Source organism: Henriciella aquimarina (assembly GCF_002088975.1).
Taxonomy (GTDB): Bacteria; Pseudomonadota; Alphaproteobacteria; order Caulobacterales; family Hyphomonadaceae; genus Henriciella; species Henriciella aquimarina.
The window spans coordinates 16,703-39,161 of the sequence record NZ_NCST01000030.1 but is presented as its reverse complement, the minus strand read 5'-3'; the positions used below and the strand labels follow the sequence as shown (position 1 = coordinate 39,161).

Sequence of the window (22,459 nt, the reverse complement as noted above, 5' to 3'; positions counted from 1 at the left end):
CAAGCCTATGTGACGGCTCCCCTTGCCGGAGAGGTGATTCAGCGGAGCGTTTCTCTTGGAGAAACCGTATCGGCTGGCGGCGCGCCCATCTTTGTCATCATCGATGATAGCGTCGTCTGGGCCGACATCGCCGTCTACAAGGAAGATCTCGGCAAGGTCAGCGAAGGCCAGACCGTGACCTTCCAGCAGGAAGATGGCCGCGTCCTGGCCGAAGGGACAATTTCAAATGTCCTGCCTGTCATCAATGAGGCATCCCGCACCGCGACCGCGCGGGTCATTGTCGACAATGCCGAACACAGGCTGAAGCCCGGTCAGTTCGTAACGGCGCGGATCGACACGGGAGAGGGGCGCCCCGTCGTGCGCGTTCCCTCCGATGCGATTGTCAGTGTTGAAGACAGGATGTCGGTCTTCGTCCCGACGGATGACGGGTTCGAACCGCGCGAGGTCCGGACAGGAGAGAGTGCAGGCAGCTATACCGAGATCATTTCCGGGCTCGAGGCCGACGAAGCATTCGTTGCCGAGGGCGCCTTCACCCTGAAAGCGCAGCTTGAAAAAGACGCTTTCGGCGACGGCCACGCACACTAGGAGACCCGCAAAATGATCAATTTGATGCACCGCCTTGCGGGTGGCCGGCTGCTTGCCGCCATTGCCGCACTCGCCCTGTCCATCGGCGGCCTGTTTGCCTTTCGCAGCCTTCCCGTCGATGCCTTTCCCGATCCCTCGCCCTCGCTGGTCCAGGTCTTCACGGAGACTGAAGGCCTGTCACCCGAAGAGGTCGAGCGCTATGTCACCTATCCGATCGAAACGGCCATGTCCGGCCTGCCCAAGGTTGAGGAGATCCGCTCGACGTCCAATTTCGGCCTGTCCGTCATCAATATCTATTTCGAGGACGGCACGGACGTCTATTTCGCGCGCCAGGTTGTCGGCGAACGTCTTGGCGAGGCGGGCGAGGCCATCCCCGAAGGCTTCGGCACGCCGAAGATGGGACCGATTTCGACCGGCCTTGGCATTATCATGTACTACCGTCTCGTCGATGAAACCGGCGAGCGGTCGCTTGTCGAGTTGCGCGAGATCGCTGACTGGATGATCAAGTATCCGCTCCAGTCCGTTGAAGGCGTGACCGAAGTCCTGTCGCTCGGCGGCTTTGAAAAGCAATATCAGGTCCGGCTCGATCCAGACCAACTGACGTCCTATGACCTCAGCGTCGGCGAGGTGATTGCCGCCCTGGAGAGCGCCAATCGGACGGCCGGCGCGCAATTCATCGAAATTGGCGCCGAACAGTACACGGTGCGCGGGGTCGGGCTCGCTCGCTCCCTCGATGATCTGCGTGAAACGCCGGTCAAGACCGTGGATGGACGAACCGTCCGCGTCAACGACCTCGGTGAAGTCGCCATCGGCGGCGGCGTCCGGCAGGGGCTCGCAACTGCCAATGGCGAAGGGGAGACCGTCGCCGGTCTCGTCCTGAAACTTTATGGCACAAACACGTCTGAGGTGATCGAGAACGCGCAAGCGCGCTTCGACGAGATCAACCAGTCGCTTCCGGATGGCGTCAAAGCCGTTCCGTATTATGATCAGGGCACGCTGGTGAAAAAGGCGGCTGCGACCGTGACGACCGCGCTCTGGCAGGGCGCGCTCCTGGTCGCCGTCATCGTCTTCCTGTTCCTCGGGGGCTGGCGGCCGAGCCTGGTCGTGGTGATGTCCATTCCGTTTTCTGTCGGCTTTGCCTTCGTCGCGATGAATGCCCTTGGTATCGGTGCCAATCTGATGACGCTCGGCGGGGTCGCGATCGCGATCGGCATGATGGTGGACGGGGCCATCGTGATCGCTGAAAACGTCGATCGCGGTTTTCGTGAACGGCGTAGCGGCGAAGATAATCGTACCACTGTCGCGCGTGCGAGCGCTGAAGTGATCGCACCGCTGATTGCCGCTGTTGCGGTGGTTATTATCGTCTTCCTGCCGCTGTTTTCTCTGCAGGGCACTGAGGGCAAGACGTTCCGGCCGCTGGCCGCATCGGCAGCGCTCGCAATGACAGGCTCACTGATCTATGCGGCGCTCATTGCGCCAGCCATGGCGCTCGGTCTGATGCGTCCGCCCAGGCGTGATGTAAAACAGGGCGACAGCCGCCTGACCCGCACCATCAAGCCGGTGGCGGCCTTCTTTGTCAGGCGACGCCTTGCGGCCATCGGGCTCGCGGGCGTCCTGCTTCTTGTTGGGGGCCTGTCAGCGACCCGGCTCGGCTCGGAGTTTACACCGGCGCTGGAAGAAGGTGACGTCCTCCTAAGGGTGACCATGGCGCCTTCCATATCGCTCACCGAAGCGAAGGAGACCTCGACCCGGATCGAGAACCGTCTGCTTGAGACATTCCCGGAAATCAGCTCGATCGTCAGCCGTATCGGACGCGGGGAAGTTGGTGCGCATGCCGACCCCGTCAACAGCATCGAAGCCTTCGTGGCACTTAAACCGCGAAGTGACTGGCGAGAGGGGATGACTCCGGATGACCTTCGCGCCTCCATATCCGACAATCTCGGCAGCTTCCCCGGTGTCCGGGTCAATGTCGGTCAGCCGATCGCGATGTCGGTCGATGAACTTCTCACCGGCACGAAGGCGCAACTGGCGGTCAAGATTTTCGGGCCTGATACGGAGGTTCTGCTTGAGGGGTCACAGGCGCTGCAGTCGATCCTCCAGGACGTGCCGGGGGCAACCGACGTCCAGGCCGACCAGATCACCGGCGCACCGCAGCTCGTGGTCTCGCTCGATCGTCCGGCACTCGGCCGTTACGGCCTGAGTGTCGAGGACGCCCTGGATGCATTGCGTTCCGGTGTCGGCGGGGCCGAGGCCGGGGCGGTGTTTGAAGGCGTTCGCCAGTTCCCCGTCATCGTCCGCTATGCCGAGGCGGACCGGGATACGCCGGACGCCATTGGACGGATCATTCTGGAATCGGCCAGCGGCGCGCGGATTCCGCTCGAAAGCGTGGCCGATATCCGGGAAATCGTTGGCCCCCGGCAGATCACCCGCGAAAATGGTGAGCGTTTCATCACCGTGCAGCTCAATGTGCGGGGGCGCGATATTGGCAGTTATGTCGCCGATGCGCAGGAGGTCGTCGCCGACCAGCTCGACCTTCCAGCCGGCTACCGGGTCGAATGGGGCGGGCAGTTCGAGCTGCAGCAGGAGGCCAATGAGCGCTTTGCGGTCGTGATCCCGATCACGCTCGGCATCGTGTTCCTGATCCTGCTTCTGACCTTCGGGCGCATGAAGTCGGCCATACTGATCCTGCTCAACATTCCGCTGGCATTGACCGGCGGGGCGATGGCGCTCTGGATTGCCGGTCTGCCCATCTCCGTGCCCGCGACGGTCGGCTTCATTGCCCTGTTCGGCATCGCGCTTGGCAATGGGATGGTGCTTGTCAGTTTCATGGACGATTTTGCCCGGGAAGGCCGGGACCGCGATGCGCTCGCGGTCGAGGCCGCAGGCTTACGGGCGCGTCCGGTGCTGATGACTGCGCTGACGACAGCACTCGGGCTGGCGCCATTGCTCTTTGCGGCTGGCGTCGGGGCAGAAGTCCAGCGCCCGCTGGCGACCGTGGTCATGGGCGGGCTCGTCTCGTCGACCGTGTTGACGCTTCTGGTCCTGCCAGCCCTTCATCGCTGGTTCGCCCCGAAACCAGAAGCCCACCATTCCTTGCTGGAGGCCGAACATGTTCATCCATCGTGAACTTCGCGTCGCGGTCATGTCCGTTTCTCTCGCAGCCCTGGCGGGCTGTGGGAGTCTCGGCAACGCAATGGCGTCCCTTTCAAGTGAGCAGGCGGCCAAGGTGCGGGAAGAATGCGGCCTGATACCGTCAAGGAGCCGTGTCAAAAACGCGCTAGACGCGCGGCGACGGGCTTATCTCGAGTGCAAGCGCAATGTGCTGGAAGAGGAGGCCGATCATGAGCCACGCACATGATCATGACGGTCTTGATCCCGAGAGCGGTGATCGTCGGGTGTCCATTGCTATCTGGGCAAACGCACTACTCACTATTGGGCAGGTTGTCGGAGGGGTTTTCTCCGGCAGCCTCGCGCTCATCGCCGATGCCCTGCACAACTTCTCTGACATGGCGTCGCTCGTCATCGCGTTCGCTGCGCGCAAGATTGCGCGGCGACCGGCTGATGAACGGATGACCTTTGGGTATGGCCGCATCGAGATCGTTGCAGCCCTGATCAACTACACCTCCTTGATCATTATCGGCCTCTATCTGGTCTATGAGGGTGTCATGCGAATCATCGATCCGCCGGCCGTCGGCGGATGGACAGTGATCATTCTCGGGGGTGTTGCGCTAGTTATCGATACGCTGACAGCGCTCCTGACCTATTCGATGCAGAAAGGGAGTGTGAATATCCGGGCACTCTTTCTTCACAATCTGTCGGATGCACTTGCATCGATTGCCGTTGTCGCGGGCGGCACGCTGATCCTCCTCTATGACTGGAGACTGGTCGATCCGCTCGTGACGATCGGTATCGCGGTATACATTCTCTATCTGTCGTTCCGCGAAATCGGCGGACCGATCCATATGTTAATGCTGGGCAGTCCGCCGGACATTGACAACGGTGCCGTCATTGAGGCGATGCGAAGTGTTGATGATGTCGTGGATGTCCATCATGTGCATCTCTGGCAGATGCAGGAGCATGAGACAGCGCTTGACTGTCATGTGGTTTTGTCCGGCGAAAACTGGTCTCGAATCGAGACCGTCAAGGCCGCGATCAAGGAGCGTCTGCATGAGCGCTTCGGAATTGCTCATTCGAGTCTTGAGTTCGAGCACGAAGATCATGCCCACGAAAACGCCGGTGTTTACGGGCATTCGAATTCTCAGTGGAAGGCGTAATCCTGTATCTGCCGGGACACTGACAGAATATGATGGGTCTCGCCGGGGTTGCGTGGGAAGGCGAACCTTCCAAACACGAAATCCAGCGGGTTCACGACTCGCTGACGTGTCAGGGAGCAGTGGAATTTGTGCGCTCGTCCCATTTATGAGGCTTGATACAAGGCCTGACAGACGGGTTTGGACCTTAAGGGGAGCGACTGAATGTACTAGTTGCCGAGCTCTACTCCTAGCCTGGGCAGTATCAGGATCATCGTGAAGTAGAGCACAATTGTTATAGCTGCTCCCAGGATCAAGGCGCCATAAAAGGGAATGCCGCGGCCGAGCAGCCATGGGATCAGAAGGAACATCGGCAGGCTTGGAAGAACATACCAGAATGTGGCAGCTGAATGGCCGCCAGCCGGGATGTGTCTTCAGTGTCGCGCCACAGCCAGATCATGCCCAGGACCGAGACGAGAGGAAGTGAAGCCACAAGTGCCGCAAAGCCTGGGCTGCGCTTGCCGATTTCGGAAATGGCGACGATGAGGATGGCTGAAATTACAGCCTTGATAAATAGGTGGAACAATTTTGTCTCCGGCTCATGGTTCCGCGAGCTCAACCCTACGAAAATGGCAGCTTCTCAAATGGTGGTGAAGGCGAAAGCTCATTGTGACGGCCTGCTTCTGGCTTATCGAGTGTCGTGAGCGTGGGATCAACTGAACCCGGCACGGGCGTGAGCCATGAACACGACTATAAAGAGGCAAGCCGCTTCTGACGCCGGTAAGACAACGCTCTTGGTACCGACCCTTTTTATCAGCGGTCTTCGAACAGGTTGTCGGTGAGTGCGCAATCAGGTGTTTCAGCGCCGGTGCAACCAGCCATGATCTCGCCGAGCCGTCGATCCATTTGTCTCAGATCGGCGATGCGTTTGCGGATATCGCCGCGATGTGCTTCTGCCAGCGCCTTGACGTCCGCGCAACTCGGCCTGCCATCATTGATGCCAAGCAGTGAGCGTACATCTTCCACCGAGAAGCCGAGACTGCGGGCCCGCAATATGAAACGCAGCCGTACCTGGTCCCCATTCGAATACAGCCGGTGGCCACTGGCCGTGCGGGCCGGTTCGGGCAGAAGGCCGATCTTTTCATAATAACGGATGGTTTCAAGATTGCAGCCGAGCCGCCCGGCCAGTTCAGCCCGTTTGAGTGCTGCTCGCGGCGATGTGATGGCCATGATGAATTACCCGCTTGTGTCTGTGCCAACTACAGAGCGTAACGTGATCATGATCAATAAAGCAATGGGAACAGCTGGTCATGGCAGATACGGAAAACAGCCCAGCAAATGAGCGTCGCTCAAGGTGGCTTGTTGCCGGTGGCATGCTGGGGGCATTCCTTGCATCATCCTGCTGCATCGTGCCGCTTGTGCTGATCAGTCTTGGTGTTTCCGGAGCGTGGATTGGCCAGTTGACGGTACTGGAACCCTACAAGCCCCTTTTTCTCCTGGTCGCAATCGGACTTCTCGCGGCTGGATTCCGGGATGTCTATTTTCGAAAAACCAGTGTCTGCGAGGATGGTAGCTATTGCGCCCGTCCGCAGTCGTCAGTCATCAAGCAGGTCGCCCTGTGGAGCGGCGCGCTTGTCGTGCTGGCGGCCCTGACCATCGATGTATGGGCACCGTTATTTTACTAGCCAGGGAGACAAGTATGAAACGAACATGGATGATCGCCGGACTGGCAGGTCTGGCACTCGCGGGGGGGCTCGCAGTCGCCAGCGCGCAGAATGCTCCGGATGCCTCGGTGGAGGTCGAACAGGCGACAGCCCGTTTGACCATCGAAAACATGACCTGCGCGACATGTCCGATTGCTGTCAGGAAAGCGATGATGCGTGTCGAGGGCGTTAAATCTGTCGATATCGATTATGCGGCCAGGACCGCAGAAGTGGTTTACGATACGGCGGCGACAACGCCTGAGCTGATCGCTGCGGCTTCAACCGATGTAGGATACCCGGCAAGCGTTACGGACGGTTGAACACGCAGCATCTGGAATATCCTGATGAGGCACCTGCCAGTCGATGTTCGCATACATCGTCAGATTTTCACACAAGGCTTTCACTTTGATGTCAAAATGGACTGACCGAAAACTGCTGATAACGGGTCTGGCCGGTACCGTCATTGCGACACCTTCTTGTTTTGCATCAATGAGCATGTGCCTCAGCCCCGGCCGGGTACCAAAAATGGACAGGCTGAACCTTGAAGCTGCCTGCGCCGAGTGCACTCGGCGGGGCATCCAGGTGAACACATCGATGCGTACGAGCGATCCCGCGGTCTTCGCCGCAGGCGAATGCGGCGACAGCGGCCTCAACCTGATCCCGGCCACGCCTCCGACATCGGGTCGATGGTGTGATTTTGAATACTTGATCGAGGCCGCGTCGCCATGCCTGGTCACAAGCCAAGGAAGAAATAATGAATCAAACCGTAAAGACAGGCGATTGCTGCTCCGTCAATAAAAACGGCGACGACAGCTATGACCTCATCGTCATAGGTGCTGGCTCGGCCGGGTTTTCGGCTTCGATTAGCGCGGCCGAGGCCGGCAGGCGCGTGGCCATGGTTGGGCATGGCACCATCGGCGGCACCTGCGTCAATGTCGGCTGCGTGCCGTCCAAGGCGATGATACGGGCCGGTGAAGCGGTGCATGCTGGTACAGCGGCGGCACGGTTTCCGGGCATTGAACCCTGTGCGCAGAGCGTGGACTGGTCGGCGGTCGTCAAGGGCACGGCCGATCTGGTCGACGAGATGCGCCAGAAAAAATACATCGACCTGCTGCCTTCCTATGAGAATGTCACCTATATCGAGGAAGGTGCCGCACGCCTGATCGAAGGTGGGATTGAGGTCGGCGGGCGGATCATCGCTGCACCGAAGGTTCTGATCGCCACCGGCTCGCGCCCTTTCTTGCCGGAAATTGACGGGATCGAGACCGTGGAGGCGCTGGATTCCTGGGACCTTCTCAGCCTGCCCGATCAGCCCGAAAGCATCCTGGTCCTGGGCGGCGGCTATATTGGCTGTGAACTGGCGCAGATGGCGTCGCGGCTGGGCGTCAAGGTTACACTGGTCACGCGTTCGCGCCTTCTGCCCGGCGTGGAACCGGAAGTGGCCAAGGCGTTGACCGACGCGTTGAAGGCTGAGGGTGTCGCGGTCGAGACCGGCCTGTCCTACCGATCGGTGAGACGGAGTGACGGCGGCGTCACGCTGACAATCGAACGGAGTGGAACGCCCGAAACTCTAACCGCAGAGCGGCTGGTGGCGACCACAGGCCGGGTGGCCAATTCCGAAGACCTCGGCTTGCGCGAGTTCGGCATTGAGACCGATGCGCGCGGATCGATCAAGGTCGGCGCCGACATGGCCACGACACGGCCGGGCGTCTGGGCGGCGGGCGATGTCACCGATCGCGATCAGTTCGTCTACATGGCCGCTTATGGGGCCAAGGTGGCGGTCAATAATGCGCTTGGTCTTGAGGCTGTGCGCTATGACAATGTTGCCATGCCCTGGGTCGTGTTCACCGATCCGCAGGTCGCTGGCGTCGGCCTTTCCGAGGTGCAGGCGAAGGCAGCCGGTCATGACGTCAAGACCAGCGTGCTGACGCTGGACCACGTGGCACGCGCCGCCGCCGCCCGCGATACCCGCGGCGTCATCAAGCTGGTCGCGGATGCGAAGACCGACCGCCTCCTGGGCGGACAGATCGCGGCGCCCGAAGGGTCTGATGCGATTCAGACGCTGGCTATGGCGTTGAAGTTCGGCATGACGAGCAAGGCGCTTGGCGAGACGATCTTCCCATACCTGACAACTGTTGAAGGGCTAAAGCTGGCGGCGCAAACCTTCGACAAGGACGTGGCGAAACTTTCGTGCTGCGCAGGCTAAGATCGACATTGAACGCAACAAGGCCTCGCCAGCCCTGGGGTTTCCGGGGAGGCGGATCAATCAGACTTGTCGCTCCGTTCCTCGATATGATTCATTCCTGTCGCCTGCTACGGAAAGATATTTCACGGCGGCGTGCCAGCTCAGGAAGCGCAGCTGGAGTTTCACGAGCCATGGAAACGGTGTCACTTTCAACCGGTTGCAGTCATCAAACAAGGATCGGCACTGTGAATTGTAGTAGATGATTTCGACGCGATAGCCGCGATCAATATGGGCTTCTATCCAGTTTACGACCCCTTCCATGACGGGCTGGGTGAAAGGATTATACAGAAAAACGATCAGGTCACTTTCGGGCGGACTGTAGGTGGCCGCATCCTGACTGATGATCGTCCATGAAATCCCGGGAGATGATCTGAAAACCTGTCCGAGGTTATACCGGGCAGCTTCAGCGATTTCGCCAGCAAATTCCACGCCGATCAGGCGATCGAATCCAAGCTCCGCCGCCTTGATCAGAACGCGTCCCTTGCCACAGCCCAGATCCAGAAACGTCGTCGAGCTGGCACGCGCACGACTGGGTTTAAGCAGGGCTTCGACAAGCTTTATAGGGGTCGGTTCATAGTCGATTGCGTGCGCTTTGTGTTGATGCTCGAAATCAAGCGTTTCGAGCGCGACGGAGGTTCTTGTGTCGATCGCATGTATCGTGTCGAACCTTGAGTTGAATGTCTCATGATATCTGAAAATCAGGCCGGCATGGACGCGGCGGACCACGCCGGACAAACCATCCTCTTTCAGGGTCTGTGCTATTTTTGTTCTTGTCATTGTCGTCATTCCTGTTACGCGTTAGAGAACGGTGTCGGAGCATGCCGCCTTACGGACCTGGAGGGATGTCCCGATGAAGCGTTTCAAGATCCGGGCAGCCGGGGCCATTCGCGGGAATGCTACAAATTTCCATGATGCGATGAGAACCGTCCCGGCCCCGTTTGACCTGGAAGATCACGTCATCGCCTTCAGAGAGGTCAGTCAGCTCAACATCGCCCATTAAAGCGAAACTCATGGTCATCGCGCCCATGGCGATGCCTTCGAAAGGGCCATGGTCGATGGTGACCCGGCCGTCGTCGCGATCAAGGGATGAGATCCTGCCCGTGGCCCGTCCAGTATCGCCGGGCATAGCTTCATCTGCCTGTTCGAACGGTTCAGGCCTGGTCTGCTCCGCAGGGCCGGATGCTGGCGGCGTTCGGCTTTCGGGGTCACTGCAGGCTGTCAGGGTAACGGAACCTAACAAGAAGGCGGTAATCAGAATTCTTTGAGTCATTGGGATTTCCTGGTGAACTAATCGGGAGACGCAGGCATTCCGGCCGCGGAACGCGGCCGGAACCTGATTTACGAATTTTTTGCTTTAAACAGAGGACCGGCTAGTGATCGGTGTCGTCATGATCCTTGCCTGACATGCCGGACATGGATCCCTGTCCGCCCATGTTGCAGTCCATCATGCCTTTGCCTTTCATCATCGACATCATGGATTGCTTGAAAGCATCCGGATCGCCGCCGATCGGCATCATCATGGCGATATCATAATTGTCGCTGTCGTCCTGCTTGAGCATGAAATGGACGTTGTCGCCATTCTCGAATTTGTCGAGCGCAACCATTCCGCCGACCTCGAAGTCCATTGTCATTTCACCCCAGCCGATCTTCTTGATCGGATCGTGTGAAATATTGACGGTTCGGGCATCCAGATCGACGCCGTTAATGACGCCAAAGCCGGGCGCCATGTCGCCGCAGCAGCTCATGCCGGACATGTCCATGTCTTTCATGCTGTCCATTTTCATGCCGGCGTCCTGGGCGAGCGCCGGACCGATCAGGGCCAGTCCGAGGATTGCGCCTGTGACTGCTGTCTTTCTGACGAGGGTTTTCATCGTTTTCTTCCTTTTTGATTGTCTGGCGCGGCTTTCAACAGAGGCCCCCGATGCGCGCCGGGACGGGGGAATAGGGTGGATGGATACGGGACTATTATTTCGACCTCAGATATTTGATGAGGGCAGCGATCCCGAGGATGAGGAGGAGCACAGCAAGCAGCATAAACACCGTGCCGAACAGGCCGCCACCCATCATGCCGCCGTCGATCATCATTCTGCCTGATGAGCGATCCTGCGCGGCCGCCGGCAGCATGGCGCCACTCAGAAGCAGTGGAATCAAAAGCGGAATTTTCAACGGGTGTCTCGTCATGGTTTTTCTCCTTCGGGGGTGAATGAGCCGGCCCGGTTATCCGGTTCGGCCCGGGGTAAATCTGATGGAATCTGCAGCCCGAGCCGGATGTGGTAGATGGCCGGGATCACGATCAGGGAGAGCATGAGGGTTGAGGCCATGCCGCCAAGCATGGGCAGGGCAATCCGGCGCATGACGTCCGATCCGAGGCCGTCGGTCAGGAAGATCGGGGCAAGACCTGCAAAAATGGTCGTGACCGTCATCAACTTCGGCCTGACGCGCATGGCCGCGCCCTTGCTGACAGCTGCGAAAAGCTGGCTCCTGTCAGACGGGTTCGCCTTGCGGACTTCCGCGTCGATATAGAGCAGCATCACGACGGCCGTCTCGACCGCGATGCCGCCCAGGGCGATGAAACCGACCGCGACGGCTACTGACAGATTGTAGCCTGCCAACCAGACGGCCCACATTCCGCCGACCAGACCGAAAGGCAGGCTGGCCATGATGATCAGGGTCCGGTCGAGCCGGCCGAAATGTAGCATCAGCAGCAGGAAGATCAGTGCAATTGCAGCTGGAATGGCGATTCTAAGCCGCGCATTCGCTTCCTGCATCTGTTCATACTGGCCGGAGAACTCCACCGCATAACCCGCAGGCAGGTCGACGGCGTCGCCAATGACCTGTCTGGCGTCTGCAACATAGCTGCCCATATCCCGGTCCGCGATGTCGACGAAAACCCAGCCAGTCAGTCTGGCATTTTCTGATCGGATCATTGGCGGGCCTTCCGTATAGGAAATGTCCGCCAGTTCGCTGAGAGGGATATGGGCGCCGGACGGGGCGGGCACGAGTATCTCTTCCAGGTCTGTGGCGCTCTCACGAAATGGCCGATCATAGCGCAGGATGATGTCATAGCGTTCCCGGCCCTCGACAGACTGGGAGAGCGTCATGCCGCCCAAGGCGGTTTGGATCACGGACTGGAAGGCTGCCATGTCGATATTCCGCCGGGCGAGTTCGCCCCTGTCCGGCGTGATCTCGAGATATTTGCCGCCCATGACCCTGTCGGCGAAGGCCGAGCGCGTTCCGGGTACGTCCGAAATGGCCGCTTCTATGTCCCGGGCAATGGTCTCAATCTCTGTCAGATCATCGCCCGTAACCTTGATGCCAATGGGCGTGCGCACACCTGTTGAAACCATGTCCATGCGAATCTTGATCGGATAGCCCCATGAATTCACGAGGCCGGGCATTTGCAGCTTGGCATCGAGCTCATCGGTGATGTCCTCGACCGTCACACCTGGCCGCCAATCCTCCTTCGGTTTCAGCTTGATCCATGTTTCGATCATGGTGAGTGGCGCTGGATCGGTTGCAGTATCGGCGCGCCCGGCCTTGCCGAAGACACGATCGACTTCTGGCACGGTCTTGATGACGCGGTTTGTCTGGCCAAGAATCTCCCGCATCTTGGTGGATGACACGCCGGGCAGGGTGGTGGGCATGTAGAGGAGCTCGCCTTCATAAAGGGCCGGCATGAATTCCGAGCCGATCCTCTGGACCGGCACGATGACGCTGGCCGTCAGCGCGAGCGCAAGGGCGACCGTGATCCATTTGAACCTCAGGGCTAGATGGAGCAGCGGTTTGTAGGCCCAGACGAAGAAGGCGTTAAGGGGATTGGCTTCCTCGCGGCGAAAGCGCCCCCGCATCAAGTGCAGCATCAGGACCGGGACAAGTGTCACCGACAGGATGGCCGCGAAGGCCATCGCATAGGTCTTGGTGTAGGCGAGCGGGCTGAAGAGCCTGAAGCTCTGACCGGTCAGGGCAAAGACCGGCAGGAAGGAGACGGTGATGATCAGGAGTGAAAAGAATATGCCGGGGCCGACTTCCTGAGCCGACTCGACCAGCGCCTGGCGGCGCACGCTCGGATCGGGTTTCGGTCCCAGATCCGCCAGTTTCCGGCTGGCATTCTCAACAAGCACAATCGAGGCGTCGACCATGGCACCGATCGCGATGGCGATCCCGCCAAGTGACATGATGTTCGCTGTGACACCTTGCCAGGACATGATCAGGAACGCGCCGAGCACACCGAGAGGTAAGGTGATGATGGCAACCAGAGACGACCGTACATGGAGGAGGAAGATCAGGATGACGAGCGCGACCGCGATGCCTTCCTCGATCAGCTTGTCTTTCAGATAATCGACCGAACCCTCGATGAGAGGCGCGCGGTCATACACAGTGACAATCTCGACGCCTTCCGGCAGGCCGCGCTGGAGACTATGAAGTTTCTCCTTCACACGTTCGATCACCGACAGCGCATTCTCGCCATCGCGCATCACCACGATGCCGGACACAGTTTCGCCTTCGCCATTGAGTTCGACAATGCCGCGCCGGAGGGCCGGGCCTTCGACAATCCGGGCGACATGGCTCAGCTGGACGGGGGTGCCATCCTCTGCCTTGACCACGACCTGTTCGAGATCAAGCTTCTCATCGACATAGCCTGATGAGCGGATGACATATTCCGTTTCGCCCTGTTCAAGCACACGGCCACCGACCTCGCTTGAGGCTGCGCGGACCGCGTCACGGATACGGGTGATCGACAGGTCGTAACTTCGCAGGCGATTGGGATCGATTAGCACCTGGTATTCCCGGACAAAACCGCCGACCGAAGCGACTTCAGAGACCCCTTCCACTCCGGCGAGTTCAAGTTTCAGGAACCAGTCCTGGAGTGAACGCAACTCGGCGAGATCGGTCTTGCCGGTCTTGTCGACCAAGGCATACTGATAGACCCACCCAACGCCAGTCGCATCCGGTCCTATCTGCGGTACGGCGCCTTCCGGGAGTTCGGACCCCAGCCGGGACAAGGCTTCGAGCACGCGCGAGCGGGCCCAGTAGAGGTCAACATCATCGTCAAATATGACATACACAAAACTGGTGCCGAACATTGAGGAGCCGCGCACGTCCTTGGTCTTCGGCAGACCGAGAAGGTTCGTCGATAGTGGATAGGTGACGAGGTCCTCGACAATCTGCGGGCTCTGGCCAGGAAAATCGGTGCGAATGATGACCTGGGTATCTGTCAGGTCCGGCACTGCATCGAGCGGCGTGCGCTGGATCGCCATCCACCCGGTCACAGCCAGTGCAGCGGCGAGCATGAGGACGATGAGCTGGTTGGAAACCGACCAGGAGATCAGCATTGCCACCCATGATTTGGAGGGGTCTTGCCCCGCGAGGTCTCTGTCGTTTCGTTTAGTCATGACTGTCCCCCGAATGCCCAGGGGCCTGGTCAGCGCCAGTCTCGCTGTCATTGGTCGTCATCGACATGCCGGCCATCGGGTTGGGCCAGTCAATCCGTTCGGCTCCATCTGCGCTGTACGGATTGGCTGGTTTCGCTTCTTCCTGCAGCCAGTACCGGCCCGTTGCGGTGTCCCGGTAGAGCACCAGACCAGCCTCGCTGTAATGCTGAGGTGCGCCTTCCAGCAGCCAGGGTTTCAAGGCCTCGACCAGGTCTGAGAGTTGTGTGGCAAGGTCTTCGCGGTCCGTGGCGTCCTGCGCGACGGCGAGAGCGGTTTGAGCAGCCTCCATGACCGGTGCCAGCTTCGTGTTCGCGTAACGGTCCCGCAGCACAGGCGCCAGGGCGAGGGCCGGGTCCACGAATAGGGGATCGATGTCATACCCGTCTGTCAGGGCCTCGTGGAAATAGAGCGCCATGTCAGTGAAATGATCGATTTCGGCGAGGGTTTTACTGTCCACCGGTATATCGGAGAGCGGTGTTTCCGGACTGGCCGCACTCGCATCTGGAGCTTCCAGCTTGGCAAGACCTTCTTTCAGGTTGGCTTCGCTATCGAGCAGGAACTGCCCGCTGGCGACGACCATGTCGCCACTTTCCAGACCCGACAGGATTTCGGTCCGGCCATTGGCCGAAATCCCGGTTTGCACGGCGCGTCCGGAGAAGCGGCCATTGCCTTCGGCAATGACGACACGGGCGCCCTCGCTACCAAGCAGAATGGCTTCACTTGGAACCGAAAGACGCGGTCGGCCGCCGATATTCACCCGTATGTCCGCATAGGCGCCCGGGCGAAGATATCCCGATGCATTGTCCACTTCGATCCGGACGTCGGCTGTACGGGTTTTCGGGTCGATTGTCGGATAGATATAGTCGACCTGGCCTTTGCCGGGGGCATCGGGCGCGCTCGGAAAATCGAGTTCGGCCGGCATGCCTGTCTCCACCAGAGGCAAATCGCTCTCCGGCACCGAGGCAATGACCCAGACATCGGCATAGGATTGCAGGCGTAATATGGGCGTGCCGGGTTTGACATAGTCGCCATTGCGGACCTGGAGCTCGGCAACCGTGCCGCCGGCTTCTGCGTAAACCGGAACACGTTCAATGACCTGGCGGGTTTCGGTCAGCCGGTCGATGGCCGCATTCTGCATGCCAAGGGAGCGCAGGCGCTGGCGAACCGACGCGATGCGCGCTTCGTTGCCGATCCTGAACGAGTTCAGATAATCCTTCTGCGCGGCGATCAGGTCCGGACTGTAGATCCGGTAGAGGAGACTGCCGGGGCGGACGGTGTCGCCCTCGGCATTGACCGCCAGATTCTCAATCCAGCCTTCTAGCCGCGAGACGGTAACATTTTCGAGCCGTTCATTGGTCTCGACCGTGCCGAAGGCTCTCAGTACACGGCTGAAATCCCTGGTCTCGGCAGGTGATGTCCGGATCCCCATGGTCTGGATCATTTCCGGCGAGACGGCCACGCCCGATCCGGTGTCATCGGCATAAACCGGGATGTAATCCATGCCCATGGAATCCTTTTTCGGAACAGGCGAGGTGTCCGGCTTACCCATGGGATGCTTGTAGTACAGGATTTCCCCTGTTGAGCTCGTCGGTTCCTGGGTCTTGTCGGCAGGCACCAGGTCCATGCCACAGATCGGGCAGGTGCCGTCCGGATCGGTCGAAATATAGTGCGGGTGCATGGGGCAGGTGTATCGTTGCGTCTCGCTCGAGGCGTTCGGTTTTTCACCCTGGCCGCCCGGTGATCCGCCCGGTGCGCCGCATGCGGCGAGCAAGAGGGCGGCAGATGCGGTGCCCATTATCAGGAATGTCTTTTTCATTGTGTCACCAGGAGGGCATTCAGGCGTGCGATCGCAGCGGCCTTGCGGGCCGTTTCAGCTTCGATTTCCGCCCGGAGTTTGAGAATGGCGATCTCGCCGTCGATGATCGGCGCATAACCGCCAACACCGGATTCATAAGCAATCAGCTGGGCCTCGACTTCGTCTTCGACGGCAGCAATCTTGACCTGCAGCACGTCGATACTGGCATCGGCCGCGCGTATAATGGCGTCCCGGGACGCATACTGGGCCGCCGCATTCCGTGCGGCAGCCTGGTAGCGTTGCTCGGCGCCGGCCCGCTCAGCCTTTGCGGCGCGCAAGTTCGGCGCCTGCTTCCTTTCGGCCCAGAGCGGAACCGTAAAAGTCACCATACCGGAGACCCAGTCATCCCCCGCGAACATCGCGCCTTCATCGCGCTGTTGATAAGTGAGCTGGGCGCCCCATTCTGGCTTCCAGGCCGCGCGGGCCACGTCGATACCGTAATCGGTAACGCGGACGGCCGCGTCGGCAATGCGTACGGTGTGGAACTCAAGCGCTGCGCCGGACCAGTCTCTTTCAGTCAGGGGAGGGAGGCCGGTTGAAGGGACCAGTCCGACGAGTTCGATCAGGCGCGCATCGGTCTCGGCTTCCTGCCGATCGAGATCAACAAGCGTCCGGGAAACTTCTGCCCGTTCGCTTTCAATTTCGGCAAGGCGGTAAACGGCCGGGCGGCCCGCATCGATCTCGGCCTCGACAATGTCGACAAGCTCGTCATATTTGGCGTTTCGCGCTTCGGCGAGGGATCTCTGCCTGGTCAGTCTAGTCTTGTCAGCGAGAAGAGCGATGAGTTCGGCGCGCAAGGCCGCATAACGGGCATCGCGAACCGCCTCGGTCTGTGCTGACATCGCCCGGGCTTCACCGGCGCGGGCTTCACGGCCCGCGAAGCTCGGAAATTGTTGCCGGATACCAACGGCTTTATTGGTCGGCAAGTAACTGTCGAACGAGGGATCGAAAATCGGAAAGTTGTTGATCCCGAGGGATACGACGGGGTCCGGGAGTGCGGTTGAGGCGACAGCACGCTCCCGGTCGGCCTCGGCATCGTAACCGAGAGCGGAGAGGCTTGGATGGGCCTCGAGACGGGCTTCAAGCTCGGCAAAGCTCTGAGCGTTGGCAACCGCCGCCAGGGGCACAGCGGCAAACGCTGCGACCAGCAGCATTCTTGAAATGTGGGGCATGATAAAACGGGCTCTTCTGAATTGTGAGAAGCGATGACGACGGGCTGCTGTGGCGGCCGCAGGTCATCGCTCTCAATTCAGGAAGCGCTGCTTTAGCGATATTGGCGTGTGCTGGACGATATCCAGCCGAGGTGGAGGCCCGGTCTTTAGTGTTTCGCGCTCTGGCAGGAATGCCTTTGGTGGGTTAGCGAGAACCGCAGCAAATTCTGGGTCCACATTCGCAACAGGTGCAACTGGATTGGCGTCACTGTGCGCCTGGATAAGCATGGGTGCACAGTCGTATCCCGCGGGGCAATCAGACGATGATGCCTGATCTGTATGCCCGGTGTCGGCCATGGCTTCCATCGCCATGTCATGACAGGGGTGATTGCTGCTCATTTCAGTCGGCGCGGTTTCGGAGGTCCCGACCATCAATGGACACGCCATGACCGGATGAGCCGCCATGAAGGCAGCGGCAAACAGTGTCAGGAGGCGGGTCACAAACTGCATCATTGTTCAAATACGTGAAAAGATTAAAACTTTCATTTCAACAAACTGTGAGGCCGCTACTTCTTGCGGCCACCAAGCACAGCAACAAGTTCCTCGACCTTTTCACGCCGGTCATCGACATTGCTTCCGGTCAGGGCATGATCCACACACGTTGCGATATGGTCATCCAGGATAACGGCCTCGAGGCCGACAAGCGCGGCCTTCACAGCCTGCACCTGACGAATGACATCAATACAATACCGATCGTCGGACACCATCTTCGTGATGCCGCGCACTTGTCCCTCGATGCGGGCAAGCCTCCGGGTCGCGGCCTCTTTGGTTTCAGTCTTCATGGCAAATACCCCATACAGGGTATCTATATGGGGACCTCGTGAAGCAATTTCCAGTCTCTTTATGCGTCAGGAACGAAAGGTTCAGCCCAAGATGGACTGACAGTCATCACTCAATGGCATTTCCCGCTGCGCTCCACGCCTTCATCGAGCCGATATAGACATCGACGTTCGAGAAGCCCTTCCGCATGAGCTGCGAGGCGGCAATGGTGGCCCGGGCGCCGCTTCCGCACATGACGGTGACGGGCTTGTCCGGGTCGAGGTCACTGGCCGCGTCAGGCAGCTTGCCGACATAAGCGTGCTTGCTGTCCTTGATATGGCCGCTCTCATATTCGTCGATGGCCCGGACATCGAGCAGGGTCCAGCCAGCGGGCGGATTGTCCACGCGCGCGGCGACGGTTTCGGTATCGACGAAGTCGAGTGTGTCGAGCGGGCCGTTCTGGACCGCCACGGGCATGGCCCCGCTGACAAATCCGCTCACATTGTCGAAGCCGATCCGCTGAAGCGTCGTGGCCGCATCGACCGCCTGGTCGTCATCGCGCGCTACCAGCAGCACCGGTTTGTCGCCTGGCAGCAACCAGCCCGCGAAGGCGGCAAGCATGTCATCCGGGATGCAGAGCGAGCCCGTGCGGTGTCCGCCGGCAAAGTCGAAAATGCCGCGAACATCGAGGCAGACCGCATCACCCGGATCGAGCAACCTGGCCGGGGAGGCGGGCCGCGGCGCCGGCGGCGCGGCTTCGGTGCCTTCCATATTGCCCTCTTCCATGCGCCGGAAATAGGGCGGTATGTAGTGGTTCTCGGACACCTTGGCGTCGATGAAAGCTTCCCGGTCGCCGATCTGCAGGCGTGGATTGTTGAGCTTCTCGTGACCGAGGGAGGAGAACTCCCGGTCGGCCATGCCGGAGCCGCAGACCGAACCGGCGCCATGCGCGGGATAGACGAGGCACTGGTCGCCGAGCCCCATCAATTTCTCCAGGCTGTCATAGAGCAGGCCGGCGACTTCGCGTTTGCGGTCGGGATAGAAGTCCGTGCGCCCTACATCGCCAATGAACAGGGCATCGCCCGTGAACACGCCAACCGGGCCTTCCTCGAAGCTCTTGTCATAAAGCACGTAGGACAGGCTGTCGTCGGTGTGCCCGGGCGTTTCGAGCACCTTCAGGAGCGCGCCGCCAATCTCGAACGTGTCGCCTTCCCGCGTCTCGGCTGCATACTGGATCGGCTTTTCAGGGTTCGGCCCGTGCCAGACCTTTGCGCCGGTCTCTTCCTTCAGGACAGGGGCGCCTGAGAGCAGGTCCTCGTTCCGGTGGGTTTCGAAGACGTGCTTGATGACCGCGCCTTCCTCACGGGCGAGGTCCAGATAGATGCCGATATCACGCCGCGGATCGATGACCGCAGCTTCGCCATCGGCGCTCAGGAAGTAGGAAAGGTGGGCAAGGCCCTGTGTCTTGATCTTTTCGAGTCTCATTCTGTTTCGCTCCTTTTCGGGATCGAATGGGTCTGACTGGACGTGGAAGGCGCGTTAGTCCTCCGCGATGGCTGCCCCGGCAGCGTCGTCTGGATTGAGCGTGCCTTCAAAGGGGGGAACCGGGCGGCTGGCCGCCTCGCTTTCCGTCGATGCCGGGCCATTCTCCGCGATGTCGGAAATCAGCCATTCCATTTCCTTGATCTCGCGGCGCTGCGCCGTGATGATCTCGTCGGCAAGCTCGCGCACACGGACATCCTCGATGCCGGCGCGTTCACTTGTCATGATGGCAATGGAGTGGTGAGGGATCATCGCTTTCATGTAGGACCGGTCGTCGACGGTGCTCTGGCTGCGCACCAGCCAGAGGGCCAGGACGAACACGACCGCAGCGCCAATGAAAATGCCAAAGTTGATCCGGCTGTCCTTGTACATGTTGAGCATGAAGCTCAGCATCACGACGGCCATCGCGGCGCCCATGATGAAAGCCATGTAGAAGCGTGTCTCGCTCCAGCGAACATGCTCCCACGCATAGGTGTTGAGGTACATCAGTCCAAACATCACGATCATCGATGTGATGATCATTGCGCCAAACCGCCAATAACTGTTCTTCATATCCACTTTCAACATCCTCCTTATACAGTGGTGGGGTATTTCCACGACTAACGGAGAAGTGTGTGAACAGGTTCCGAGTTAATCCGATTTTTGAATTCCGCCTGTAATTGGACCATCCATTTGGTTTCGCATCAGGAGGAAAATGAATGATGCCGAGCACGAAATCAGCAGGAAACCATTGAGTGTTTCCAGTCCGGCCAGGAACCGTGAATGTCCGGTTGGATAGATATCGCCCAGCCCAAGCGATGCGTAGTTGACGAGGGATTTCCCAGTTCATCAAGGCTGCGAAACCGGCGAATTATATTGGGACGATATCGCCGGTGATGACGAATATCCTTGGGCGTTGGATGAGCCAGCGCCGTTTATCTTCCTCAAGCCGAACTGAGCGTCTGGCCAGCGTTTTCATCAGCGCTCGCTTTTAAGCTCAGAAATACACGTGGCAAGTAAATTGACGATACTGACAGGTTTTGAAGGGCGGCGTGAAGATAAAAGCACAACCTAACCGCTCATCCGTTCGCGCGTGGGTCGTGGATTGATTTGTCAGACTTTTTGCAAAATGGATGCGACTCATGCAAAGAAACATCGGGATGTAGATCATGCACTAGGGGGACGAACTGGCGGCCGCGTATGCGTATTGCGGATTTTAGTGCGATGTTAAGCTTGCTTCATTCGGTGTTAAGGCGAGTAGCTAAAACGGGCTCAATAGCGGCGTTGCTCTGAAAACGGGTTGCTGACCTCGGCAATACTGTCGCCGAGGTCAGTAGGACTTAACCGATTGGTATGCCTTACATGCCGCGATTGTGCTGCTGGAGCTCCTGAAAAGTGAGATACCCATCATCATCGGCGTCTGCTTCCAGAAAGACGTGCTCGGTGAATGCGTCATGCTCGCTGAGGGTCACAACACCGTCGCCGTCGCTGTCCATGAGTCGGAAACGTGCTTTCTTGCGCAGGTCGGCCTGCTCACGCATTTTCGCCCGGCGCGCATGATGGCCGGCGCCATAGGGGCCTGGTCCGAGCTGCGCGCCTTGAAAATCCTCAAGCGTCAGACCGTCGCCATTGGCATCCATCAGCGCGAAATTCGCGCTGTGCCAGGCATCAAACTCTGCGCGGCTGAGTAGACTGTCACCGTCAAGATCGTGTTCTTGCATCCTGCTGCGTAGGCCAAGGTGCAGTCGAACGCCGTCGCGCTCTGTCATGTGTGCCGCTGGTTCTTTTTCCAGCTGAGGGTTTGGGGTTTCAGCTGCGGCAATGCTCGTCAGGAGTAACGAAGTGGTGAGCAAGGTTGAGATAAGACGTGTAGCTTTGTGTTTCATGACACACTCCATGAAGGCCTGACCGTGACACGGTCAGGCGTTTTTTTCCAAAGCCGGTTTGTTTGATAAAGCATGGCGACCCTGCCGGTTTGATTTCTATCAAAAAGACCGTTGGGACCGGTCAAACTGCGCGCCCTCTTTGCAGCGGCTAGCCAATCAGTAAGGGCGTGATCGAAATCTCATTTGAGGCATGTTGGACCGCATTGGTCGATACGACACGTGTCGAGACAGACTTAAGGTCCTCATAGGCATTGCCGGCAAAGAGCGGATGGACGATCACGCAGACCGGTTTTGCAAAGCCAGCGGTCTCAAAGTGGCGGGCCGCTTCCATCATGGTTCGCCCGGAAGAGGCAATGTCGTCGACAAGAACGGGTTGATGGCCGGTCCAGTTTTTAAGGCCAGGCGCTGTCACTTCTACATTGCGGTCGCCATGGCGGACTTTGGAGAGCACAAGATGCGGGGCGCTCGCTCGGTCGGCCACGTCGGACACCCATTGCTCGCTCTCAGCGTCCGGGCCAATGATGAGCGGCTTGTCGACATGGGCCTTGATCCAATCGGACAGTGCCGGGGCGGCGTGCACAACCTTTGTATTGATTGAAAAAACGTCATTGAGATCGTGGATGCGGTGCAAATGCGGATCGACGGTGACCACCCTTTCAAACGCACCTGAGAGCAATCTGGCAAAGTGTCCTGATGACACAGACTCGCCGTCTGAAAATCTCTTATCCTGACGCATATAGGCAAGGTAGGGGGCAATCAGCCCAACCGATGTGGCGCCAAGCTCGCGCGCTGTATAAGCGGCAAAAAGAAGTCCTGGCAATTGCGGGTCAGGCCGGGCGAGCGTGCAAACCAGTTCGACTGCTTTTCCAGAGACATCTGAGGTGAGGCGCACATAGGTCTCTTCGTCCGGGAATCTGCGGTGTTCAAGGGTGCCAAGTTCAGAACTTGTGATTTTGGCAAGCTCAGAAGCCATAGCTTCATTACCGGGAAGCGGAATGTAAATCGTCATGGG

General features: G+C 59.1%; 22 protein-coding genes and 2 pseudogenes. 8 read left to right on the top strand and 16 right to left on the bottom strand.

Annotated features, from left to right (window positions below):
• The 4 genes from B8784_RS04720 to B8784_RS04705 form a co-directional block, all read left to right on the top strand.
• The coding region (locus tag B8784_RS04720; protein ID WP_143435292.1) for an efflux RND transporter periplasmic adaptor subunit at window positions 1-585 on the top strand (585 nt) is incomplete at its 5' end.
• 12 nt (window positions 586-597) lie between these two features.
• Window positions 598-3,711: an efflux RND transporter permease subunit gene (locus B8784_RS04715; protein ID WP_084396462.1), complete on the top strand. Its 3,114-nt coding sequence runs from the start codon at window positions 598-600 to the stop codon at window positions 3,709-3,711.
• Window positions 3,695-3,943: a hypothetical protein gene (locus tag B8784_RS04710; protein WP_084396461.1), complete on the top strand. Its 249-nt coding sequence runs from the start codon at window positions 3,695-3,697 to the stop codon at window positions 3,941-3,943. The genes B8784_RS04715 and B8784_RS04710 overlap by 17 nt, the downstream gene beginning before the upstream one ends.
• Window positions 3,927-4,859: a cation diffusion facilitator family transporter gene (locus B8784_RS04705; RefSeq protein ID WP_084396460.1), complete on the top strand. Its 933-nt coding sequence runs from the start codon at window positions 3,927-3,929 to the stop codon at window positions 4,857-4,859. The genes B8784_RS04710 and B8784_RS04705 overlap by 17 nt, the downstream gene beginning before the upstream one ends.
• A 206-nt stretch (window positions 4,860-5,065) precedes the next feature.
• Here the strand turns inward: B8784_RS04705 and B8784_RS22145 are convergent.
• Together B8784_RS22145 and B8784_RS04695 are read right to left on the bottom strand one after the other, a co-directional pair.
• Window positions 5,066-5,421: pseudogene (locus B8784_RS22145) on the bottom strand (DUF3147 family protein).
• A gap of 227 nt (window positions 5,422-5,648) precedes the next feature.
• Window positions 5,649-6,065 (bottom strand): MerR family transcriptional regulator, encoded by a 417-nt coding sequence (locus B8784_RS04695; RefSeq protein ID WP_084396459.1) that lies wholly within the window; start codon window positions 6,063-6,065, stop codon window positions 5,649-5,651.
• Window positions 6,066-6,145: 80 nt separating this feature from the next.
• On the opposite strand from B8784_RS04695, the gene B8784_RS04690 reads away from it, so the two are divergent.
• The 4 genes from B8784_RS04690 to merA are packed head-to-tail and all read left to right on the top strand — an operon-like array spanning window position 6,146 to window position 8,744.
• Window positions 6,146-6,520, top strand: coding sequence for a mercuric transporter MerT family protein (locus B8784_RS04690; RefSeq protein WP_084396458.1), 375 nt, complete (start codon window positions 6,146-6,148; stop codon window positions 6,518-6,520).
• 14 nt (window positions 6,521-6,534) lie between these two features.
• A complete protein-coding gene (locus B8784_RS04685; RefSeq protein ID WP_084396457.1) occupies window positions 6,535-6,858 on the top strand; it encodes a heavy-metal-associated domain-containing protein in 324 nt (107 codons plus the stop codon).
• A gap of 43 nt (window positions 6,859-6,901) precedes the next feature.
• Entirely contained in the window at window positions 6,902-7,336 is a 435-nt protein-coding gene (locus tag B8784_RS21845) for an FAD-dependent oxidoreductase (RefSeq protein WP_084333201.1), read from the top strand.
• Window positions 7,293-8,744, top strand: a complete 1,452-nt coding sequence (merA, locus tag B8784_RS04675; RefSeq protein ID WP_084396456.1) for a mercury(II) reductase — start codon at window positions 7,293-7,295, stop codon at window positions 8,742-8,744. The genes B8784_RS21845 and merA overlap by 44 nt, the downstream gene beginning before the upstream one ends.
• Before the next feature lie 60 nt (window positions 8,745-8,804).
• Here merA and B8784_RS04670 read toward each other — a convergent pair whose 3' ends face one another.
• The 14 genes and pseudogenes from B8784_RS04670 to B8784_RS04605 all read right to left on the bottom strand — a co-directional run bounded on the left by B8784_RS04670 (window position 8,805) and on the right by B8784_RS04605 (window position 22,456).
• Window positions 8,805-9,560, bottom strand: a complete 756-nt coding sequence (locus B8784_RS04670) for a class I SAM-dependent methyltransferase (protein ID WP_158085573.1) — start codon at window positions 9,558-9,560, stop codon at window positions 8,805-8,807.
• Window positions 9,561-9,609: 49 nt separating this feature from the next.
• The gene (locus B8784_RS04665) at window positions 9,610-10,053 is read right to left on the bottom strand and encodes a copper-binding protein (RefSeq protein ID WP_233349712.1); all 444 of its coding nucleotides are present in this window, start codon (window positions 10,051-10,053) and stop codon (window positions 9,610-9,612) included.
• A gap of 100 nt (window positions 10,054-10,153) precedes the next feature.
• Window positions 10,154-10,654, bottom strand: a complete 501-nt coding sequence (locus B8784_RS04660; RefSeq protein WP_084396453.1) for a copper-binding protein — start codon at window positions 10,652-10,654, stop codon at window positions 10,154-10,156.
• A gap of 94 nt (window positions 10,655-10,748) precedes the next feature.
• Entirely contained in the window at window positions 10,749-10,964 is a 216-nt protein-coding gene (locus tag B8784_RS04655) for a hypothetical protein (RefSeq protein WP_084396452.1), read from the bottom strand.
• The gene (locus tag B8784_RS04650) at window positions 10,961-14,176 is read right to left on the bottom strand and encodes an efflux RND transporter permease subunit (protein WP_084396451.1); all 3,216 of its coding nucleotides are present in this window, start codon (window positions 14,174-14,176) and stop codon (window positions 10,961-10,963) included. The genes B8784_RS04655 and B8784_RS04650 overlap by 4 nt, the downstream gene beginning before the upstream one ends.
• Complete coding sequence (locus B8784_RS04645; protein WP_169712608.1) at window positions 14,169-16,031, bottom strand: efflux RND transporter periplasmic adaptor subunit; 1,863 nt, start codon at window positions 16,029-16,031, stop codon at window positions 14,169-14,171. The genes B8784_RS04650 and B8784_RS04645 overlap by 8 nt, the downstream gene beginning before the upstream one ends.
• A complete protein-coding gene (locus B8784_RS04640) occupies window positions 16,028-17,242 on the bottom strand; it encodes a TolC family protein (protein ID WP_169712607.1) in 1,215 nt (404 codons plus the stop codon). Before B8784_RS04640 ends, B8784_RS04645 begins: the two co-directional genes overlap by 4 nt.
• A 72-nt stretch (window positions 17,243-17,314) precedes the next feature.
• On the bottom strand, window positions 17,315-17,734 hold the full coding sequence (locus tag B8784_RS04635; protein WP_084396448.1) for a hypothetical protein: 420 nt from the start codon (window positions 17,732-17,734) through the stop codon (window positions 17,315-17,317).
• A 53-nt stretch (window positions 17,735-17,787) separates the two neighbouring features.
• Complete coding sequence (locus B8784_RS04630) at window positions 17,788-18,063, bottom strand: metal-sensitive transcriptional regulator (RefSeq protein WP_034798806.1); 276 nt, start codon at window positions 18,061-18,063, stop codon at window positions 17,788-17,790.
• 106 nt (window positions 18,064-18,169) lie between these two features.
• The gene (locus B8784_RS04625) at window positions 18,170-19,525 is read right to left on the bottom strand and encodes an MBL fold metallo-hydrolase (RefSeq protein WP_084396447.1); all 1,356 of its coding nucleotides are present in this window, start codon (window positions 19,523-19,525) and stop codon (window positions 18,170-18,172) included.
• Window positions 19,526-19,579: 54 nt separating this feature from the next.
• Window positions 19,580-20,134, bottom strand: coding sequence for a DUF305 domain-containing protein (locus tag B8784_RS04620; protein ID WP_084396446.1), 555 nt, complete (start codon window positions 20,132-20,134; stop codon window positions 19,580-19,582).
• A gap of 78 nt (window positions 20,135-20,212) precedes the next feature.
• Window positions 20,213-20,398 (bottom strand): annotated as a pseudogene (locus tag B8784_RS22140) (ion channel); the annotation flags it as partial.
• 521 nt (window positions 20,399-20,919) lie between these two features.
• The gene (locus B8784_RS04610; RefSeq protein WP_158085572.1) at window positions 20,920-21,447 is read right to left on the bottom strand and encodes an EF-hand domain-containing protein; all 528 of its coding nucleotides are present in this window, start codon (window positions 21,445-21,447) and stop codon (window positions 20,920-20,922) included.
• Between the two features lie 148 nt (window positions 21,448-21,595).
• A complete protein-coding gene (locus B8784_RS04605) occupies window positions 21,596-22,456 on the bottom strand; it encodes a ribose-phosphate pyrophosphokinase (protein WP_035551721.1) in 861 nt (286 codons plus the stop codon).
• Between the last annotated feature and the right edge of the window lie 3 nt (window positions 22,457-22,459).

Excerpts from the sequence above, each read along its gene's own strand:
- B8784_RS04715 (WP_084396462.1), top strand. The coding sequence starts at position 598 with ATGATCAATTTGATGCACCGCCTTGCGGGTGGCCGGCTGCTTGCCGCC.
- B8784_RS04710 (WP_084396461.1), top strand. The coding sequence starts at position 3,695 with ATGTTCATCCATCGTGAACTTCGCGTCGCGGTCATGTCCGTTTCTCTC.
- B8784_RS04705 (WP_084396460.1), top strand. The coding sequence starts at position 3,927 with ATGAGCCACGCACATGATCATGACGGTCTTGATCCCGAGAGCGGTGAT.
- B8784_RS04695 (WP_084396459.1), bottom strand. The coding sequence starts at position 6,065 with ATGGCCATCACATCGCCGCGAGCAGCACTCAAACGGGCTGAACTGGCC.
- B8784_RS04690 (WP_084396458.1), top strand. The coding sequence starts at position 6,146 with ATGGCAGATACGGAAAACAGCCCAGCAAATGAGCGTCGCTCAAGGTGG.
- B8784_RS04685 (WP_084396457.1), top strand. The coding sequence starts at position 6,535 with ATGAAACGAACATGGATGATCGCCGGACTGGCAGGTCTGGCACTCGCG.
- B8784_RS21845 (WP_084333201.1), top strand. The coding sequence starts at position 6,902 with ATGTTCGCATACATCGTCAGATTTTCACACAAGGCTTTCACTTTGATG.
- merA (WP_084396456.1), top strand. The coding sequence starts at position 7,293 with ATGAATCAAACCGTAAAGACAGGCGATTGCTGCTCCGTCAATAAAAAC.
- B8784_RS04670 (WP_158085573.1), bottom strand. The coding sequence starts at position 9,560 with ATGACAAGAACAAAAATAGCACAGACCCTGAAAGAGGATGGTTTGTCC.
- B8784_RS04665 (WP_233349712.1), bottom strand. The coding sequence starts at position 10,053 with ATGACTCAAAGAATTCTGATTACCGCCTTCTTGTTAGGTTCCGTTACC.
- B8784_RS04660 (WP_084396453.1), bottom strand. The coding sequence starts at position 10,654 with ATGAAAACCCTCGTCAGAAAGACAGCAGTCACAGGCGCAATCCTCGGA.
- B8784_RS04655 (WP_084396452.1), bottom strand. The coding sequence starts at position 10,964 with ATGACGAGACACCCGTTGAAAATTCCGCTTTTGATTCCACTGCTTCTG.
- B8784_RS04650 (WP_084396451.1), bottom strand. The coding sequence starts at position 14,176 with ATGACTAAACGAAACGACAGAGACCTCGCGGGGCAAGACCCCTCCAAA.
- B8784_RS04645 (WP_169712608.1), bottom strand. The coding sequence starts at position 16,031 with ATGAAAAAGACATTCCTGATAATGGGCACCGCATCTGCCGCCCTCTTG.
- B8784_RS04640 (WP_169712607.1), bottom strand. The coding sequence starts at position 17,242 with ATGCCCCACATTTCAAGAATGCTGCTGGTCGCAGCGTTTGCCGCTGTG.
- B8784_RS04635 (WP_084396448.1), bottom strand. The coding sequence starts at position 17,734 with ATGATGCAGTTTGTGACCCGCCTCCTGACACTGTTTGCCGCTGCCTTC.
- B8784_RS04630 (WP_034798806.1), bottom strand. The coding sequence starts at position 18,063 with ATGAAGACTGAAACCAAAGAGGCCGCGACCCGGAGGCTTGCCCGCATC.
- B8784_RS04625 (WP_084396447.1), bottom strand. The coding sequence starts at position 19,525 with ATGAGACTCGAAAAGATCAAGACACAGGGCCTTGCCCACCTTTCCTAC.
- B8784_RS04620 (WP_084396446.1), bottom strand. The coding sequence starts at position 20,134 with ATGAAGAACAGTTATTGGCGGTTTGGCGCAATGATCATCACATCGATG.
- B8784_RS04610 (WP_158085572.1), bottom strand. The coding sequence starts at position 21,447 with ATGAAACACAAAGCTACACGTCTTATCTCAACCTTGCTCACCACTTCG.
- B8784_RS04605 (WP_035551721.1), bottom strand. The coding sequence starts at position 22,456 with ATGACGATTTACATTCCGCTTCCCGGTAATGAAGCTATGGCTTCTGAG.